The organism is Chryseoglobus sp. 28M-23, from assembly GCF_014789785.1.
GTDB lineage: Bacteria > Actinomycetota > Actinomycetes > Actinomycetales > Microbacteriaceae > Microcella > Microcella indica.
This window is the reverse complement of record NZ_CP061846.1, coordinates 111974-128748: the sequence shown is the minus strand read 5'-3', so window position 1 is coordinate 128748 and position 16775 is coordinate 111974. Positions and strand designations below refer to the sequence as shown.

The window sequence follows — 16775 nt, the reverse complement described above, 5'->3', positions numbered from 1 at the left end:
CGCCCCCACCCCCGTCATGCCCGTGCGGCCCGCCCGTGCCGACAAGACCGAGGTCGAGCATCCCCGACCGCGCAGGCGCCGAGTCGGCGGCTCCGGCGTGGCCCTGCGCCCCGGCTTCCTCAGCTACGGCCTGCTGCTCGCCTGGGTTCTCGGCACCGCGTACCCCCTGTGGTGGTCGTTCGTCGTCGCGAGCGGCACCAACGCCACCCGTGGCGAGACGCTGCCGCTCATCCCCGGCGGGAACTTCCTCGCCAACGCCGCACGAGTGCTCGACGCCATTCCCTTCTGGCTCGCCCTCGGCAACTCGATCATCGTCTCCTCGATCATCACGATCTCCGTCGTGACGTTCTCGACCCTCGCGGGCTACGCCTTCGCGAAGCTGCGCTTCACGGGTCGCGAGGGGCTGCTCGTGTTCGTCATCGCGACCATGGCGATTCCCACCCAGCTCGGCATCATCCCGCTCTTCATCGTCATGCGCGAGCTGGGGTGGACGGGCACGCTCGGCGCCGTCATCATCCCGACCCTCGTCACGGCGTTCGGGGTCTTCTTCATGAGGCAGTACCTCGTGGGCGTCATTCCCGACGAGCTCATCGAGGCGGCGAGGGTCGACGGCGCCAACCAGATCCGCACCTTCTTCACGGTCGCGGTGCCCGCCGCCCGACCCGCGATGGCGATCCTCGGCCTCTTCACGTTCATGATGGCGTGGACGGACTACCTGTGGCCCCTCATCGTGCTGAGCCCGCAGAACCCGACCCTGCAGACGGCGCTCGGCCAGCTGCAGTCGGGCTACTACGTCGACTACTCGATCGTGCTCGCCGGCGCCGTGCTGGCGACGCTGCCGCTGCTCATCCTCTTCATCGCCGCGGGGCGCCAGCTCATCTCGGGCATCATGCAGGGAGCGGTGAAGGGCTGATGGCGTCACGGAGACTCCCCCCGGGATTCCTGTGGGGGTCCGCCACCGCGGCCGCGCAGATCGAGGGCGCGTCGCACGAGGGCGGCAAAGAAGACTCGATCTGGGATGCGTTCGCGCGTGTACCCGGCGCGATCGCGCGCGGCGACTCCCCCTCCGTCGCCGTCGACCACTACCACCGCATGCCCGACGACGTGGCCCTCATGCGCGAGCTCGGCCTCGACTCGTACCGCTTCTCGGTGAGCTGGGCGCGCGTCAAGCCGGGTGACCGCGAGCCGAATCGCGCCGGGCTCGCGTTCTACAGCCGCCTCGTCGACGAGCTGCTCGAGGCGGGCATCCTGCCCTGGCTCACGCTCTACCACTGGGATCTGCCGCAGACCCTCGAGGAGAAGGGCGGCTGGGCGAACCGCGACACCGCCTACCGGTTCCGCGACTACGCCGCGCTCGTGCACGAGGTGCTCGGCGACCGCGTCACGCACTGGACGACGTTCAACGAGCCGCTGTGCTCCTCCCTCATCGGCTACGCGGGCGGCGAGCACGCGCCCGGTCGCAGCGAGCCGCGCGCCGCCCTCGCGGCCCTGCACCACCAGCACCTCGCCCACGGCCTCGCCACGCGCGCGCTGCGGGAGCACGGAGCGCAGCAGCTCGGCATCACGCTCAACCTCACGAACGCGGTGCCGAACGACCCCGATGACCCAGTGGACCAGGACGCCGCGCGACGGCTCGACGCCATCTGGAATCGCGCCTTCCTCGAACCGCTCCTGCTCGGCGCCTACCCTGCCGACTTCGTCGAGGACGTGCGCGAGCACCACTTCGAGGGGCTCATCCGCGAGGGCGACCTCGAGACGATCGCGGCGCCGATCGACTTCCTGGGTGTGAATCATTACCACGACGACAACGTGAGCGGTCATCCCCTGCCTTCGGATGCTCCGCGCGGGCTGCGGCCCACCGACTACGCGCACGGCAACCCGTTCGTGGGCTCGGAGCACCTCACGTTCCCCCGCCGCGGCCTGCCCCGCACGGCCATGGACTGGGAGATCAACCCCGATGGCCTGCAGCAGCTGCTCGTGCGCCTCGGTCGCGAGTACCCGACCCTTCCGCCGCTCTACGTGACGGAGAACGGGTCGGCGTGGGACGACGTCGTCGAGCAAGACGGCTCGATCGACGACGAGCCCCGCGTCGAGTACCTGCTCGCCCACCTCGAGGCGGTCGCCGCCGCTATCGAGGATGGAGCCGACGTGCGCGGCTACTTCGTGTGGTCGCTGCTCGACAACTTCGAGTGGGCGTGGGGCTACGACAAGCGGTTCGGCATCGTGCACGTCGACTACGAGACGCAGAAGCGCACGATCAAGCGCAGCGGTCGCGTGTACGCGCAGCTCATCAGCGAGGCGCGCGCCGCCACCACGGCGACCGCTGCGCCGTAGGATGGCGGCACGCACCGACCCCGCCGACCCGAGGCGCACCGGCACGACCCCCATCGGAGCACCCTCATGAGCGACGACACGGCGACCGACGCCACCGCGATGGGCGCGCCGACCCTCGAGGAGGTCGCCGTTGTCGCGGGTGTCTCACGCGCCACGGTCTCACGCGTCATCAACGACTCGCCCCGCGTGACTCCGGCGGCGATCGCGGCCGTCGAACGCGCGATCGCGGAGCTCGGCTACGTACCCAACCGCGCGGCGCGCATCCTCGCCTCGCGGCGCACGTTCGCGATCGCGCTCGTGATCCCCGAGAACACTGCCAAGTTCTTCGCCGACCCCTACTTCGCTCAAGTCATCCAGGGCGTCGCGCTCGAGCTGTCGAGCACGGCGTACACCCTGAGCCTGCTCATCGCGCCCGAGGCCGACGCCGAGAAGACCCGCAACTTCTTGCAGGCGGGCAACGTCGACGGCGCTCTCGTGCTCTCGCACCACTCCGACGACCGCTCCTACCTCGCCCTCGCACGCACGCTGCCGGTCGTCTTCGGCGGGCGGCCGATGAGCGCAGAAGGCGGAGAGGGCTACTACGTGGACGTCGACAACGTCGCTGCCGCCCGACTCGCCACCGAGCACCTCGTCGCGAGCGGTCGCCGTCGGATCGCGACGATCGCGGGCCCCGCCGACATGGCCGCAGGCCTCGATCGTGTCGACGGTTGGCGCGCCGGGCTCGAGGCGGCAGGGCTCGAAGCCGATCTCGTGGAGCGCGGCGACTTCACACCCGCGGGCGGCGCCGATGCGATGCGGCGCATCCTCGATCGTGGCGTGCGCATCGATGGGCTGTTCGCGGCGAGTTCGCAGATGGCCTCGGGCGCCCTGAGCGTGCTGCGGGATGCTGGGCTCACGATTCCCGACGACGTCGCCATCACCTCCATCGACAACGACTACTTCGCCCAGAACGCCACCCCGCGACTCACGACCGTCGAGCAGCCCTCCGTGGAGGTGGGCCGCACGATGGCGCGCCTCATCGTCGACCGCATCGAGGGTCGCGCAGTCGCACAGGTCACGATCCTTCCGACGCAGCTCGTCGAGGGCGATAGCGCCTGAGAGCCAAAAGGGGCGCTACAGGTCAGGCTCGACTTCTCCGCTAGGCACCTAATCGCGACGAGGCCGCCAGATTCAACCTCTCGAATCTGCGCAACTTACGTCGCTGCACGCGCGGCATGGCTCCCGCGAGATCGACCAGGTGCAGTCGAACGCATTCGGCGAAGTGCGGACTGCCCGCGGCGATCAAGGCATCGACAAGCCCGCTGTTTCGCTCTCCATTCTTGTTGGCGTAGTAGCGCAACTGCGCGAGAGACGCCTCACGCACGTTTAGCGGTGCTGAGTCATTCACCAACACGAAGAAGTCGTCCGGATGATATGCCTCGTATTCCAGCTCGTCGGCATTGGGCTGGTTGAGCAGGCCATGGTCACAGGTCAGCAATATCTGGGCCTGGGCAGCGAGCGCAGCTGCATGCACGTGAAAGTCGTCGGGATCAGCACCCTGATACGCGACGGATCCGTCGAAATCATCCACCAGCTCATCGAAGACCTCGACGATCGCCGCTCGTATTCGCGTGATCTGCCCGCCGTCCCACCGAGGATTGTTGTCTCGCAACTTGGAGAGAGTTTCAGCGATCACGTCTTCGCTAGTGCACAGCAGGAACATTGAACGTGTCGAAACGCGCAGTTGAAACAGCCAGTATCGAAGGCACGCAGAATAGAGGACATCTGCATCGACGAATACTCGTTGCTGAATCACTTTCCAAGGCTAGTCGGGCAACACCTCTCGCAGCGCACGGATCGCGTCGACACGCGCGTCGTTGCGTCGATCGCGAAGTGCCACAACATCCTGAGCGAGAACCCGATGGTGTGTGCCGACGATCCGCGAACGGATGTCGCCAGCCTTGATGAGCTTCATGAACGTTGGTCGGGAAACCCCCAGTAGCTCTGCGGCCACAGTTGTCGTCAGTTCTTCCGGCATCGATCGAATGTGCATCGTCCCGCCGCGAGCAGCGCGCTCAATGACGTGGACGAGCAACCTTGATAGTGATTCCGGTACTTCGTAGTTGGTTCCGTTGATCACCACTTCAAGGTGACCAAGTCGGTCATCTTCAGCGGTCTCAACGAGTTCGATAGCCTCATCTCGAAGTTGATCGTCAACAATGATTGAGTCGTTAGACAGCGTTAGCGTTGTCACCGTTCTCATCTCTCTCGTGCCTTCAAGGCAAGCTTGAGTCGGTCGTCGCTCGTATTACCCGAGTACCACTAGGTTACACATGTATCCGCAACTCTGCGCGGCGTGTCCAGAACTCCGTATAGAGCTACGCGTAGAGAGTCTCGACGCGTACCAGCGAGCGGATTCATGCGTAGGCCCTGGTAAGACAGTGCCTGAGAGCACCTTCGACGCCTCTCGCTAGGGTGAGCGGCATGAGTCTCACCGTCACCCACGAGCCCGACGCCGACCGCTACGCCGCCTATGACGGCGACGAGCTGCAGGGCTGGATCATCTACGACAACGCCGGCGGCACCCTCCGCCTCCTCCACGCTGAAGTGCCGCCGCTCAAGCGCGGCCAGGGCGTCGGCGGGGCCGTCGTGCAGGCGATCCTGCAGGAGCTGCGGGAGACCACGAGTGAGCCCGTGAAGCCGATCTGCGGCTTCGTGGCGTCCTGGATGCGCCAGCACCCGGAGTACGCCGACCTCTCCTCGCGCGCCTGAGCACCGCCGCATCACGCCCTAGAGGCGTACGCTCCCCCGGTAACCGTCGCCGTCATCCGGATCACCCTCGAAGCGGATTCCGCCCGGGCCTTCGTCGCCCGGGATAGGTGCGGGTGCGGGTAGCATCGTCTGCCGGTCGAGCTCGATCTGCGCCTCGTGCCGCGTGGGGTTGAAGACCTCGTCGCCGATGCCCACAAGCCCTCCTCCTGATCCGCCCCTGCGCCCGTTGCTCCGGAAGTCGATCCACCCGCGGCGCTGGGCGAGCACGCCGACCGCGATCACCCCGATCACGATGAGCACCCACCCCCACCACTCGATCACCCGTCGAGCCTACCGACGGCAGCTCGCGGTCGGGCCCGCCGCCGCTGCGCGCGGTGATGCGCGACTACTCTGGTGCCATGAGCCGCACCCGCGCCATCATCTCCGCTGTCCTCGTCGGCCTCGGCGCCCTCGCCTACGGTGTCTCCCCCATCGACGTGATCCCCGAGATCCTCGTGGGTCCACTCGGTTTCGGGGACGACCTTGCGGTGCTCGCCGGGGCGGGCTTCGCCATCTGGAAGCTCCTCAGCGGGCGCGACCCGCGTCAGGCCGGGCCGCAGCCCGGCTCGCAGCCTCAGCAGAGTCCTCAGCCGCACTACGAGCAGAAGCCCCGCCCCGAGCAACAGGGCTGAGCCTGGTCGGCGCGGCTCTCAGTCCCAGCCCGAAGCTCAGTCGCGCAGCGGCAGCACGACCGGTCGCCCCGAGGCGCCGAGCCGGTGAATCCGCACCTCGAGCCCGTAGACGCGACTCACGCGCTCGGCCGTCATGACCTCGGCGGGCGTGCCGAGCGCGTCGAGCCGACCGCTGTCGAGGAGGGCGATGCGGTCGGCGTAGGCACCCGCGAGCGAGAGGTCGTGCACGACGACGACGACCGCTCGGCCCTGCGCGGCGAGGCCGCGCGCCACGCGCATGACCTCCTCCTGGTGACGCAGGTCGAGCGCCGCGGTCGGCTCGTCGAGGAAGACGATGTCGGTCGACTGCGCGAGCACGCGGGCGAGCGACACCCGGGCCTGCTCGCCGCCGCTGAGCGAGGTGAAGCGTCGGCCGAGCAGGTGCTCCACGTCGGCCGCTTCGACCGCACGGATGACCGCTTCGCGGTCGTCGTCGACCGTCGAGCCGCGCATCCAGGGATTGCGCCCCATCTGCACGATCTCGATGACGCGGAAAGGGAAGCTCACGGCGTTCGCCTGCGTGAGCACAGAGCGGAGCCGGGCCAGCTCGAGCGCACGGTAGTCGCCGATCGGCCGGCCCAGCAGCGTCACCTCTCCCTCGTTCGGGCTCGCGTCGCCGCTGAGCACCGAGAGCAGCGTCGACTTGCCGGCGCCGTTCGGACCCACGAGGGCGAGGATCTCACCCGCGCGCACATCCAGATCGATGCCGGTGAGGATGCCCCGCCCGTCGAGGCGCACGCTCACGCCGCGGGCCTCGATGAGGGCGGACCCCGGCGCGCTCATGCCCAGCCTCCGCTGCGGCGGCGCTGCCGCCACAGCAGGTAGAAGAAGAACGGGCCGCCGATGAGCGAGGTGAGCATGCCGATCGGCAGCTCGGCGCCCGCGACCATCGTGCGCGTGAGCAGGTCGGCGAGCACGAGCAGGGCTCCGCCGCCCACCGCGCTCGCGATGATGAGGCCGCGGTGCGCAGGCCCGATGATCATGCGGATGATGTGCGGCACGACGAGCCCCACGAAGGCGATGATGCCCGTGAAGGCGACAGCGACGCCCGTCAGCAGGGCGACGAGCACGATCGAGACGAGGCGCAGCCGTTCGACGTTGACGCCGAGGTGACGCGCGTTGCGTTCGCCGAGCGCGAGCAGGTCGAGCCGCTGCGCCAGGAGGATCGCGGCGATCACGCCCGCCACGCCCACGGCGGCGACGATCGCCACTTGCGACCACAGGGAGCCCGCGATCGAGCCGAGCTGCCAGAAGACGATCTGCTCGCGGCTCGCCGTGTCGGCGACGAACAGCACGAAGGCGATGCCGGCCTGCGCGAAAGCGTTGATCGCGATGCCGGTCAGCAGCAGGGTGACGACCTCGGTGCGCCCGCCGGCCCGCGACACCACGTAGACGAGCAGCGTCGCGAGGAGCGCGCCGAGGAAGGCGAACACGGCGATGCCCGCGCCACCGAGCACGGAGGCGCCGAGCACGATCGCCGTCGCAGCACCGAGGGCGGCACCGGAGGACACCCCGACGACGCCGGGCTCGGCGAGCGGGTTGCCGAAGATCGCCTGCATGACCGCGCCCGCGACGGCGAGCGCCGCCCCCACCAGGAGGCCCATGAGGATGCGCGGGAAGCGCACGAACCACAGCGTCGACTCCACGATGGGGTCGGTGGGCGCCCACACGGTGTCGAGGCCGACAGCACGCAGCAGCGAGCCAGCGACCTCGGTGGGCGTGATCGCGAGCTGCCCCGTGATCGCCGACAGCACGATGCCGCCGACGACGACGCCGGCGAGCAGGAGCGTGAGGCCGACGGCCCGGATGCGCGGGCTCACGGAACGCGCTGGATCCAGTCCTCCGTGGAGAACTTCTCCGCGACGAGCTTCTCCACGCGCTCCATCTCCTCCGGGGCGATCTCGCTGTCGGTGAGGCCGTTGAGCGAGCGGAACGTGCCCAGCAGGGTCTCGATGACCTCGTCCCGCGTCAGACCGGTCTGCGACTTGAGCGGGTCGACCCGCTTGTTGGCGCTCTTCACGCCCTTGTCGCTGAGCTTCTCCCGGCCGATGCGCAGCACCTCGGTCATGCGATCCGCGTCCATGTCGTACGCCATCGTGACGTGGTGCAGCACGGAGCCCGAGCCGAGCCGCTTCTGCGCCGCGCCGCCGATCTTGCCGGCCGAGCTCGCGATGTCGTTGAGCGGCACGTAGCGCGCATCGAGCCCGAGCTCGCGCAGGGCGACGATGACCCACTCGTCGAGGAACGCATAGGACTCCGCGAAGCTCATGCCGTTGACGAGCTCGCTCGGGGCGTAGAGAGAGTAGGTGATGGCCGACTGCGGCTCGATGAACATCGCCCCGCCGCCGGAGATGCGGCGCACGATCTCGAAGCCGTAGCGCTCGGCGTTGTCGCGATCGACCTCGTTGCTGACCGACTGGAACGAGCCGATGACGACCGCGGGGCTCTTCCACTCCCAGATGCGCAGGGTGGGCCCGCGCGAGCCGTCGCCCACGCACTCGGCGAGCACCTGGTCGAGCGCCATCTGCTGCAGGGGCGCGAGCGCGGGGCCGCGCAGCAGCTGCCAGTCGTAGTCGGCGAAGGTCGTCGCGCTCGACAGCGCGCGGCGGATCGTCGTCGCGACCGCTTCGGCGCTGAACCCGAGGAGGACGGCACCGTCGGGCAGAGCATCCGCGATTCTCGCCGTGAGGGTCTTCGCATCGGACGCCGCTGGCATACCGCGCACCGCCGCCTCGATCGCGGGGATCGTCTCGTCGGGCTCGACGAAGAAGTCGCCAGCGAGGCGGAACATGCCGATGCGGTCGTCGCTCACCGCGAGGTCGACGACGACGAGCTTGCCGCCGGGAACCTTGTACTCTGCGTGCAGTGCCTCACCGTGCATGACACTGAGCCTATTCGCCCTGCCCTGACGCAGCGACAGGGAACCCTGGCAGTCGCGTTTAGATCACGCCTTGCGCGAGCATCGCGTCGGCGACCTTCACGAAGGACGCCGTGTTGGCTCCGATCACGTAGTCCCCCCGCGCGCCATGGCGTTCCGATGACTCGTAGGTCATGTCGTGCACGGACGTCATGATGGCGCGCAAGCGATCCTCACTGTCGGCGAAGCTCCAGCGCTGGCGCGATGCGTTCTGGCTCATCTCCAGAGCACTCGTCGCGACTCCGCCCGCGTTGGCAGCCTTCCCCGGCGCGAAGAGCACTGAGGACTCCCTGAAGGCCTCGATGGCCTCCGGCGTGCACGGCATGTTCGCCCCCTCTGCCACAGCGGTGACGCCCTGCCGAACGAGGGTGGCCGCCGCCGCGCCGTCCAGCTCGTTCTGAGTAGCGCAGGGGAGCGCGATATCGGTGGGCACGTCCCACACGGAGCCTGCGCGCACGAAGTGAGCACCCGGTCGACGTTCGGCGTAGTCGCTCACGCGCAAGCGCTCGACCTCCTTGACCTGCTTGAGCAGATCGAGGTCGATGCCCTTCTCATCGACGACGTAACCGGAGGAGTCGGACGCCGTGATGGCTGTTCCCCCCAGCTGCTGGATCTTCTCGATCGCATAGAGCGCGACGTTGCCGGACCCGGACACCACAGCGTTCAATCCCTCGATCGCACGGCCGCTGCGTTCGAGCATCTGCTCGAGGAAGAAGACCGTGCCGTAGCCGGTGGCCTCCGTGCGCACCTCCGCCCCACCCCAGGCAACGCCCTTGCCGGTGAACATGCCGGACTCGTGCCGGTTCATGATCTTGCGGTAGCGCCCGAACAGGTAGCCGATCTCGCGAGCACCCACACCGATGTCTCCCGCGGGAATGTCGGTGTGCTCGCCGAGATGCCGGTAGAGCTCATCCATGAAGCTCTGGCAGAAGCGCATGACCTCGCCGTCGCTCCTGCCGTGCGGGTCGAAGTCGCTCCCACCCTTGGCCCCGCCGATGCCCTGAGCGGTCAGGGCGTTCTTGAAGATCTGTTCGAAGCCGAGGAACTTGACGATGCCGAGGTTGACGCTCGAGTGGAATCGCAGGCCGCCCTTGTACGGCCCCAGGGCCGAGTTGAACTGCACGCGGAACCCGCGAGAGACCTGCACGCGATTGTCGTCGTCGACCCACGGCACGCGGAAGACCACCTGGCGCTCGGGCTCGACGAGCCTCTCGAGGATTCCCGCCTCGACGTAGTCGGGGCGCTCGTCGAGCACCGGTGCGATCGACTCCAGCACCTCGTGCACGGCCTGCATGTACTCGGGTTCCCCCGGGTTTCGAGCGGCGACGGTCTCGAGAATCGGGTCCACGACCCTTCGCAGGGACGGCGACGAGGACGTGATCGACATGGCGGAGCGCTTTCGTTCGAGACGGTGCCCGCCGGAATCAAGGTCGGCGGTGCAGGTGGCGGGAGACCCCGCCTTCAGGGCACCCACCCTACTGCTGACCGCGACGCGCGGGTGCGGACGTCGGCGTAGGGTGCGGGCATGGATCCGATCGCCCTGCACCTGCCCACGTTGGCCGACCACCTGATAGCCCAAGCCGCCGACAGCCCTCAGGGGCGCAGTGCGCAGCGCATCGACCTCGATCACGAGACTCTGCGCATGACGGCGATCGGATTCGCCGAGGGAGGGGCGCTGCCGGACCATCGGAACCCGGGCGAGGCGGTGCTGCAGGTCGTGCGCGGACGAGTGCGCCTCAGCGATGCGACCCGCACGATCGACATGGACGCAGGGATGATCGCGCGCATCCCCGACGGTGTGCACCGTCTCGACGCGCTCGAGCCGAGCGTGGTCGTGCTGACGGCGATCTCGATGCCCGTGGGCAGGACGCCCGAGACGGACGCGGCCGGCTAGGAGCCGGCGAGCAGCCGGTCGTCGAGCCAGGCGACGAGGTCGGCGCGCACCTCGACCTGGTTGGTCTCGTTGAAGACCTCATGCCGGGCGCCCACGTACACGATGAGCTCGACATCGGTGAGGCCGCCGCGCTGCAGATAGGCGTCGGCGAGCTTCTTGGCACTCGCCTCGCCGCCGAGCGGGTCGTCGTCGCCCACCATGATGAGCATCGGCATCGGCCGCTCGACGCGCTTCGGTGTGCCGTAGAGGCGGAGGCCGTCGCGAAGGCCGAAGAGCTGCAGCACCTTCGCGTCGGTCGTGAGCGGGTCGGCCGCGAAGGCCTCCGAGACGGCCGGGTCGCGGCTGAGCCACTCCGCACCCGTCGTGCCGAGGTGCTTGTGCCGCGCGTTGAGGTCGCCGCCGTTCATCGCCAACGGCGTGCGGTACGCCGTGCCGGTGAGGACGACCGCGTCCCACGGCACAGGGCCCTCGTTGAGGAGGTTCTGCGCCATGAGCGAGCCCCAGGAGTGGCCGATGAGCGCGAAGGGGAGGTCGGAGTGGTCGAGGCGCACGAGCTCGGCGAGGTCGAGCAGATTCTGCTGCGTGGCTCGGAGGCCTCCGACACCGAGCTTGCCGATCTTGCTGAGATCGCCGTTCCAGTACTCGACACCGGTCTGGCCGTGGCCGCGGTGATCATCGGCGTAGACGACGTAGCCGGCGGTGACGAGGGACTGCGCGAGCGCCTCGTAGCGCAGCGCGTGCTCGCCCACCCCGTGCGCAATCTGCACGGCACCGCGCGGCTTGCCGGGCGCCCACACGTAGTAGTGCACGACGACGCCGTGCGCGTCGGTGACGGTGCGGTGCTCGCGCTCGGCGATAAATGTGGGCATGGCGGATCCTCCTGACGCCCATCGTATGCGTCGCCCAATGGTTAGCCGAGGTAATGAGCTAGGCTAAGGGCATCATGGCCACGACGACCGACCCGGATGAAGAGCTGCGAGTCCTCCTGCAGCAGGTGGCCCGCCGCATTCGCGCCGAGCGTGCCGGCAGCGGCGTCACCGACAGCCAGCTGAGTGTTCTGTGGCGACTCGTCGCCGGCAGTCGCACGACGCCCGGTGCCCTCGCCGAGCATGAGCGCGTGAGCCCGCCGAGCATCAATCGCACCCTCAACGGCCTCGAGGCCTCCGGGTTCATCACGCGAGAACCCAGCAGCGAGGATGCGCGCCAAGTGTGGGTCACGATCACCCCGGCGGGTCACGAGCTCGTCGCCGAGACCCGCCGGCTACGCAACGCCTGGTTCCACGAGCAGCTCGAAGCACTCACCGCCACCGAGCGGCGAGCCCTCGAGGCGGTGCGACCGATCCTGCGCCGCCTCGCCAGTTCGTGAGCGCGATGTTCCGATCGCTCGGAATCCTGAACTACCGCATCTGGTTCATCGGCGCGATCGTCTCCAACATCGGTACCTGGATGCAGCGGACCGCGCAGGACTGGTACGTGCTCACCGAGCTCACCGACAACGACGCCGCCGCGGTGGGCATCACCCTCGCCCTGCAGTTCGGCCCGGCGCTCGTCATCGGGCCATACGCGGGCATCATCGCCGACCGCCTCGCCGGGCGACGGCTCATCGCGACCACCCAGTCGGTGCAGGCGCTCCTGGCACTCGTGCTCGGCATCATCATTCTCACCGGCGTCGCCGAACTGTGGATGGTCTACGCGCTCGCTCTCGGCCTCGGCATCACGACCGCCGCCGAGGCTCCGGCCCGACAGACGTTCGTGGGCGAGCTCGTCGGCAAGGACGACCTGCCCAACGCGGTCGCCCTCAACTCGACCTCGTTCAACGGAGCTCGTCTCATCGGGCCCGGCATCGCAGGCCTGCTCGTTGCCCTTCTCGGAGCAGGCTGGGTCGTGCTCATCAACGTGCTCACCTTCTCGGCGATGCTCGTCGCCATCGCCCTCCTGCGCTCCGATCGGCTGCAGCCGATACGGAAGACGAACAAGGGCCGGGGGCAGCTGCGGGAGGGCATCCGATACGTGCGTCGCCGCGGTGATCTGCTCGTCATCTTCGCGATGATCTTCCTCATCGGCACCGTCGGCTTCAACTTCGCGATCTTCACGGCGACCATGGCGCGGGTGGAGTTCGGACGCGGGGCGAGCGAATTCGGCCTGCTCTCCTCCGTCGTCGCCGTCGGCTCCGTGGCGGGAGCCCTCGCCGCCGCGCGTCGCGTGCGGCCGCGACTGCGCGTCATCGTGCTCGCCTCGCTCGGACTCTCCGCCTCCATGGCGACCGCGGCCCTCATGCCCACCTTCGAGCTCTTCGCGGTAGCCCTCGTCCCGGTCGGGTTCACCGCCATGACGATGGTGACCTCGGCCAACGCCTACGTGCAGACCACCACCCGGGCATCCATTCGCGGGCGCGTCCTCGCGCTCTACCTGACCGTCTTCATGGGCGGCACCCCGCTCGGCGCCCCCCTCGTCGGCCTCATCGCCAACGAGGCCGGGCCCCGCTGGGCGATCGTCGCGGGCTCCCTCGGCGGGCTCTTCGCCGCGATCATCGCCATCCTCTGGATGCGCTCGACCCGCAACCTGCGCGTCGGCCGCCGCCACGCCGACGACCGCTGGTGGCGCATGACCGTCGCCTACGACGGCGACGACTACTCGAAGCGCCTGCGCAACCGGGAGACGGCGACGCAGGAGCTCGCGGTCATCGAGGCGGAGACGCGCAAGTCGTAGGGGGCGGGGCGCTCACGCCTCGCGCGTGATCTCCACCGTGACGAAGAGGCGCGAGCTCGCCGGCCCCGCGTAGACGCCGCGCAGCGGCGGCACGTCGGTGTAGTCGCGGCCGCGGCCGACGATGACGTGACGGTCGCCGATCTCGATCGCGTTCGTGGGGTCGTAGCCGCGCCAGCCGCCGTCGAACCACTCCACCCAGGCGTGCGACTCGCCCGCCACGGTCTCGCCGATCTGGGCATCCGGAACCGGGTGCAGGTAGCCGCTCACGTAGCGCGCCGGAATGCCCGCGGTGCGCATGGCCCCGAGCGCGAGATGCGCGATGTCCTGGCACACACCGCGCTGGTCCTGCCAGGCCTCCGCGGCGGTCGTGTGCACGCCCGTCACGCCCGACATGTACTCGACCTTCTCGTGCACCCAGTCGCAGATGGCGCGCGCGGCCTCCGCGGGCGGCAGGGACCCGCCGAGCTCGCGGGCGCGCTCGGCGACCTCCTCGGGCGGCATCGTGAGGCGCGTCTGCCGCGTGCTCTCCACGAGGGCGATCGAGCGGTCGAAGAGCGCGCGCAGAGCATCCCACCCGATCGGCTCCCCGTTCACCGGACGCTCGCGCACCTCGACGAGGCTGTCGGCCGTGAGGGCGAGCTCGTGGTGCTGCTCGAGCTGCTCGAACGCCGTCGCGCGGGTGCCGAAGTAGTCGGTGTAGTGGTGCAGCGCCGAGTGCGGCGTGATGTCGAGATGCGAGAAGAGCACGAGCTGGCCGTCCGAGCTCGCCGGCAGCATGCGCGCCTCGTTGTACGACGCGGTGACGTCGCCCTCGTAGTGGAAGCCCGTGACATGGCGCACGCGCAAGCGGTTCATGACGACTCCCCCACCCAGCTCGGAGCGGCGTTCGTCGGGAAGTAGCGCTGACGCACGGCCTCGCTCGCCGAGCTCGTCGCCGACTGCACCGCGTCCATGTGGCGCTGCAGGTCGTCGAGGATGTCGTGAATCGGGCGGTACTCGAGCTCGCTGCGGATCTGCCCGAGCTGGCGCAGGGCTGCATCGCCGACGCCCGCCCGACCCGTGCCGCGCGGCTCGATGTCGCGCAGGCAGTTCTCGGCCCGCGTGACCGAGTAGAGGATGCTGCGCGGGAACAGCCGGTCGAGCAGGAGGAACTCGGCGGCATTCGTGGCGCTCGGTACACCGCGGTAGGTGCGCAGGTAGGCCTCGTAGGCGCCGCAGCTGCGCAGGATCGTCGTCCACGACGGACCCGAGGCCTCGGTGAGCGAGCGCGTCGCGAGCAGGCGCGCGGTCATGTCGGCGCGCTCGAGGCTGCGACCGAGCGTGAAGAAGCTCCACGACTCGTCGCGGCTCGACGACGACTCGACGATGCCGACGGCGAGCGCCGACCGCTCGCGCACCCAGCCGAAGAACTCGTGCACCTTGTCGTTGGCGACGCGGCGCGGCATTCGGGCGCGCGTCGTGTTGAGGGCCTCCCACAGCTCCGTGCTCACGACCTCGCGGGCGCGGCGCGCGTTCTCGCGCGCTGCGCCGATCGAGTAGGCAATCGAGGCGGGGTGCGACCGGTCGACGGCGAGGATGCTCAGCACATCGCCGCGCGTGAGGGCATGGTCCGGCGCCACGGCGCTGCCCATGACGCTCAGGAGCGACCGGCACGCGGTGTCCTCGTCGATCCAGGGGTCCTCGAGCAGCAGCTGCAGGTGCACGTCGAGAATGCGGGCGGTGCCGTCTGCGCGCTCCACGTAGCGGCCGATCCAGAACAGGCTCTCGGCGATCCGGCTGAGCATCATGATGCCTCCCCCTTGCCACGGGGAGCGCCATTGCTCGGGTTCTTCTTCGCGCTTTGCTGCTGCTGCTGTTGCTGGTCCTGCCGAGGATCGTCCTGCGGATTGTGGTCGGGCAGGTGCGCGTGGGCATCCGTGATGATCGGGATCGACTGCGTGACCGTCGCCTGCTCGGTGACGATGCCCTGGATGTCGTGGCTGTCGGAGACCATCGCCTGTCGGCCGACGACCCAGGTGTCTTTCGAGCCGCCGCCCTGCGAGGAGTTCACGACGAGCTGCCCCTCGGGGAGGGCGACGCGCGTGAGGCCGCCGGGCAGCACCCAGACATCGCTGCCGTCATTGACCGCGAAAGGCCGCAGGTCGGCATGACGCGGCCGGATGCCCTCATCGACGAGCGTCGGAATGGTGGAGAGCTGCACGACCGGCTGCGCGATCCACCCTCGGGGGTCGGCGATGAGCCGCGTGCGCAGCTCGTCGAGCTCCTGCCGGCCGGCCGCCGGACCCACCACGAGCCCCTTGCCGCCCGAGCCGTCGACGGGCTTCACCACGAGCTCGTCGAGGCGGTCGAGAACCTCGGCGAGAGCATCCGGCTCCTCCAGGCGCCAGGTGTCCACGTTGGGGATGATCGGGTCCTCGTCGAGGTAGTACCGCACCAGATCGGGCATGTAGGTGTAGACGAGCTTGTCGTCGGCGACACCGTTGCCGACAGCGTTCGCGATCGTCACATTGCCCAGGCGTGCCGCGAGCATGAGGCCCGGCGTGCCGAGCATCGAGTCGGCGCGGAACGTCAGCGGGTCGAGGAACTCATCGTCGACGCGGCGGTAAATCACATCGACGCGCTGCGGGCCGCTCGTCGTGCGCATGAAGACGCGCCCGCCCGAGCAGAACAGGTCTCGACCCTCGACGAGCTCGACGCCCATAAGGCGCGCGAGGAGCGTGTGCTCGAAGTACGCCGAGTTGTAGACGCCCGGCGTGAGGACGACGACCGTCGGCTCCCCCACCCCGCTCGGCGCCGAGGCGCGCAGGGCGTGCAGGAGCTGGTTCGGGTAGTCGCCGACCGGGCGCACGCGCATCGAGACGAACAGCTCGGGCAGCGTCTGCGCCATGACGCGGCGATTCGAGATGACGTAGCTCACGCCGCTCGGCACGCGCACATTGTCTTCGAGCACGCGCCACGCGCCGTGCTCGTCGCGGATGAGGTCGATGCCGGAGACCTGGATGCGCACGCCGTTCGCGCTCTGGATGCCCGCCGCGGCGCGGTGGAAGTGCGAGGAGGAGGAGATGATGCCGGCCGGGATGACGCCGTCGGCGATGGCCTTCTGCGGCCCGTAGATGTCGGAGAGGAAGCGCTCCAGAGCCCGCACGCGCTGGGCGATGCCGCGCTCGACGTCGACCCACTCGGCACGGTCGATGACGCGAGGAACGGCGTCGAGCGGGAAGGGTCGCTCCTCGCCGGCGAAGTCGAAGGTGACGCCCTGTGCGAGATAGCTGTCGGCGAGCGCCTCGGTGCGGCCGCGCAGCTCGTCGGTGCTCATCTGGGCGAGAGCCTGATGGATCTGCCGGTAGGGCAGGCGCACCTCGCTGTCGGGGGCGAACATCTCGTCGAAGGCGACCGCGGAGCCGCGCCGAGTCGGCGTCGGCGCGTATCCCTCGAACAGGTCGGCCATGGACCCACCCTA

At 69.0% G+C, this 16775-nt stretch carries 19 protein-coding genes; 8 read left to right on the top strand and 11 right to left on the bottom strand.

Translation table 11 applies throughout. From position 1 onward, the window contains the following. Positions 1–16: 16 nt before the first annotated feature. From IE160_RS00625 to IE160_RS00615, 3 genes are all read left to right on the top strand, one after another. Positions 17–913 (top strand): carbohydrate ABC transporter permease, encoded by an 897-nt coding sequence (locus tag IE160_RS00625; protein ID WP_191151936.1) that lies wholly within the window; start codon positions 17–19, stop codon positions 911–913. Then, positions 913–2334, top strand: coding sequence for a glycoside hydrolase family 1 protein (locus IE160_RS00620; RefSeq protein WP_191151360.1), 1422 nt, complete (start codon positions 913–915; stop codon positions 2332–2334). Before IE160_RS00625 ends, IE160_RS00620 begins: the two co-directional genes overlap by 1 nt. Before the next feature lie 66 nt (positions 2335–2400). Further along, entirely contained in the window at positions 2401–3432 is a 1032-nt protein-coding gene (locus IE160_RS00615) for a LacI family DNA-binding transcriptional regulator (protein WP_179872917.1), read from the top strand. 40 nt (positions 3433–3472) lie between these two features. Here IE160_RS00615 and IE160_RS00610 read toward each other — a convergent pair whose 3' ends face one another. Then, positions 3473–4129 (bottom strand): PIN domain-containing protein, encoded by a 657-nt coding sequence (locus IE160_RS00610; protein ID WP_179872916.1) that lies wholly within the window; start codon positions 4127–4129, stop codon positions 3473–3475. A gap of 9 nt (positions 4130–4138) precedes the next feature. Next, the gene (locus IE160_RS00605; protein ID WP_179872915.1) at positions 4139–4567 is read right to left on the bottom strand and encodes a helix-turn-helix domain-containing protein; all 429 of its coding nucleotides are present in this window, start codon (positions 4565–4567) and stop codon (positions 4139–4141) included. Positions 4568–4797: 230 nt separating this feature from the next. Between IE160_RS00605 and IE160_RS00600 the strand changes: the two genes are divergently transcribed. Beyond that, positions 4798–5085, top strand: coding sequence for a GNAT family N-acetyltransferase (locus tag IE160_RS00600; RefSeq protein ID WP_179872914.1), 288 nt, complete (start codon positions 4798–4800; stop codon positions 5083–5085). An 18-nt stretch (positions 5086–5103) separates the two neighbouring features. On the opposite strand, the gene IE160_RS00595 is transcribed toward IE160_RS00600, so the two are convergent. Next, positions 5104–5406 (bottom strand): hypothetical protein, encoded by a 303-nt coding sequence (locus tag IE160_RS00595; RefSeq protein WP_179872913.1) that lies wholly within the window; start codon positions 5404–5406, stop codon positions 5104–5106. A gap of 77 nt (positions 5407–5483) precedes the next feature. On the opposite strand from IE160_RS00595, the gene IE160_RS00590 reads away from it, so the two are divergent. Then, positions 5484–5756, top strand: a complete 273-nt coding sequence (locus IE160_RS00590) for a YkvA family protein (RefSeq protein ID WP_218925619.1) — start codon at positions 5484–5486, stop codon at positions 5754–5756. Between the two features lie 36 nt (positions 5757–5792). Here the strand turns inward: IE160_RS00590 and IE160_RS00585 are convergent, their stop codons facing one another. The 4 genes from IE160_RS00585 to gdhA form a co-directional block, all read right to left on the bottom strand. Continuing rightward, positions 5793–6578: a heme ABC transporter ATP-binding protein gene (locus tag IE160_RS00585; protein ID WP_152582581.1), complete on the bottom strand. Its 786-nt coding sequence runs from the start codon at positions 6576–6578 to the stop codon at positions 5793–5795. Next, positions 6575–7633, bottom strand: a complete 1059-nt coding sequence (locus IE160_RS00580; protein ID WP_152582616.1) for a FecCD family ABC transporter permease — start codon at positions 7631–7633, stop codon at positions 6575–6577. The genes IE160_RS00585 and IE160_RS00580 overlap by 4 nt, the downstream gene beginning before the upstream one ends. Next, positions 7612–8661 (bottom strand): lipoate-protein ligase LplAB, encoded by a 1050-nt coding sequence (lplAB, locus tag IE160_RS00575; protein ID WP_191151935.1) that lies wholly within the window; start codon positions 8659–8661, stop codon positions 7612–7614. The genes IE160_RS00580 and lplAB overlap by 22 nt, the downstream gene beginning before the upstream one ends. A gap of 73 nt (positions 8662–8734) precedes the next feature. Continuing rightward, complete coding sequence (gdhA, locus tag IE160_RS00570) at positions 8735–10099, bottom strand: NADP-specific glutamate dehydrogenase (RefSeq protein WP_152582580.1); 1365 nt, start codon at positions 10097–10099, stop codon at positions 8735–8737. Positions 10100–10237: 138 nt separating this feature from the next. On the opposite strand from gdhA, the gene IE160_RS00565 reads away from it, so the two are divergent. Beyond that, positions 10238–10606, top strand: coding sequence for a cupin domain-containing protein (locus IE160_RS00565; protein WP_152582579.1), 369 nt, complete (start codon positions 10238–10240; stop codon positions 10604–10606). Here IE160_RS00565 and IE160_RS00560 read toward each other — a convergent pair. Next, positions 10603–11475, bottom strand: coding sequence for an alpha/beta fold hydrolase (locus tag IE160_RS00560; RefSeq protein WP_191151359.1), 873 nt, complete (start codon positions 11473–11475; stop codon positions 10603–10605). The two genes, IE160_RS00565 and IE160_RS00560, sit on opposite strands and share 4 nt — an antisense overlap. A 74-nt stretch (positions 11476–11549) precedes the next feature. On the opposite strand from IE160_RS00560, the gene IE160_RS00555 reads away from it, so the two are divergent. Both IE160_RS00555 and IE160_RS00550 read left to right on the top strand, forming a co-directional pair. Then, the gene (locus IE160_RS00555; RefSeq protein WP_152582577.1) at positions 11550–11972 is read left to right on the top strand and encodes a MarR family winged helix-turn-helix transcriptional regulator; all 423 of its coding nucleotides are present in this window, start codon (positions 11550–11552) and stop codon (positions 11970–11972) included. Positions 11973–11977: 5 nt separating this feature from the next. Then, positions 11978–13315 (top strand): MFS transporter, encoded by a 1338-nt coding sequence (locus IE160_RS00550; protein WP_224744510.1) that lies wholly within the window; start codon positions 11978–11980, stop codon positions 13313–13315. Between the two features lie 12 nt (positions 13316–13327). Here IE160_RS00550 and IE160_RS00545 read toward each other — a convergent pair whose 3' ends face one another. From IE160_RS00545 to IE160_RS00535, 3 genes are read right to left on the bottom strand one after another with little or no spacing between them, the layout of a single operon-like run. Then, positions 13328–14170, bottom strand: a complete 843-nt coding sequence (locus IE160_RS00545) for a transglutaminase family protein (RefSeq protein ID WP_179872910.1) — start codon at positions 14168–14170, stop codon at positions 13328–13330. Further along, entirely contained in the window at positions 14167–15099 is a 933-nt protein-coding gene (locus IE160_RS00540) for an alpha-E domain-containing protein (RefSeq protein ID WP_152582615.1), read from the bottom strand. Before IE160_RS00540 ends, IE160_RS00545 begins: the two co-directional genes overlap by 4 nt. After that, the gene (locus IE160_RS00535; protein WP_152582574.1) at positions 15099–16763 is read right to left on the bottom strand and encodes a circularly permuted type 2 ATP-grasp protein; all 1665 of its coding nucleotides are present in this window, start codon (positions 16761–16763) and stop codon (positions 15099–15101) included. The genes IE160_RS00540 and IE160_RS00535 overlap by 1 nt, the downstream gene beginning before the upstream one ends. Between the last annotated feature and the right edge of the window lie 12 nt (positions 16764–16775).

Coding starts and splice junctions, on each gene's coding strand:
- IE160_RS00625 (WP_191151936.1), top strand. CDS start 17: ATGCCCGTGCGGCCCGCCCGTGCCGACAAGACCGAGGTCGAGCATCCC.
- IE160_RS00620 (WP_191151360.1), top strand. CDS start 913: ATGGCGTCACGGAGACTCCCCCCGGGATTCCTGTGGGGGTCCGCCACC.
- IE160_RS00615 (WP_179872917.1), top strand. CDS start 2,401: ATGAGCGACGACACGGCGACCGACGCCACCGCGATGGGCGCGCCGACC.
- IE160_RS00600 (WP_179872914.1), top strand. CDS start 4,798: ATGAGTCTCACCGTCACCCACGAGCCCGACGCCGACCGCTACGCCGCC.
- IE160_RS00590 (WP_218925619.1), top strand. CDS start 5,484: ATGAGCCGCACCCGCGCCATCATCTCCGCTGTCCTCGTCGGCCTCGGC.
- IE160_RS00585 (WP_152582581.1), bottom strand. CDS start 6,578: ATGAGCGCGCCGGGGTCCGCCCTCATCGAGGCCCGCGGCGTGAGCGTG.
- gdhA (WP_152582580.1), bottom strand. CDS start 10,099: ATGTCGATCACGTCCTCGTCGCCGTCCCTGCGAAGGGTCGTGGACCCG.
- IE160_RS00565 (WP_152582579.1), top strand. CDS start 10,238: ATGGATCCGATCGCCCTGCACCTGCCCACGTTGGCCGACCACCTGATA.
- IE160_RS00560 (WP_191151359.1), bottom strand. CDS start 11,475: ATGCCCACATTTATCGCCGAGCGCGAGCACCGCACCGTCACCGACGCG.
- IE160_RS00555 (WP_152582577.1), top strand. CDS start 11,550: ATGGCCACGACGACCGACCCGGATGAAGAGCTGCGAGTCCTCCTGCAG.
- IE160_RS00550 (WP_224744510.1), top strand. CDS start 11,978: ATGTTCCGATCGCTCGGAATCCTGAACTACCGCATCTGGTTCATCGGC.
- IE160_RS00545 (WP_179872910.1), bottom strand. CDS start 14,170: ATGAACCGCTTGCGCGTGCGCCATGTCACGGGCTTCCACTACGAGGGC.
- IE160_RS00540 (WP_152582615.1), bottom strand. CDS start 15,099: ATGCTCAGCCGGATCGCCGAGAGCCTGTTCTGGATCGGCCGCTACGTG.
- IE160_RS00535 (WP_152582574.1), bottom strand. CDS start 16,763: ATGGCCGACCTGTTCGAGGGATACGCGCCGACGCCGACTCGGCGCGGC.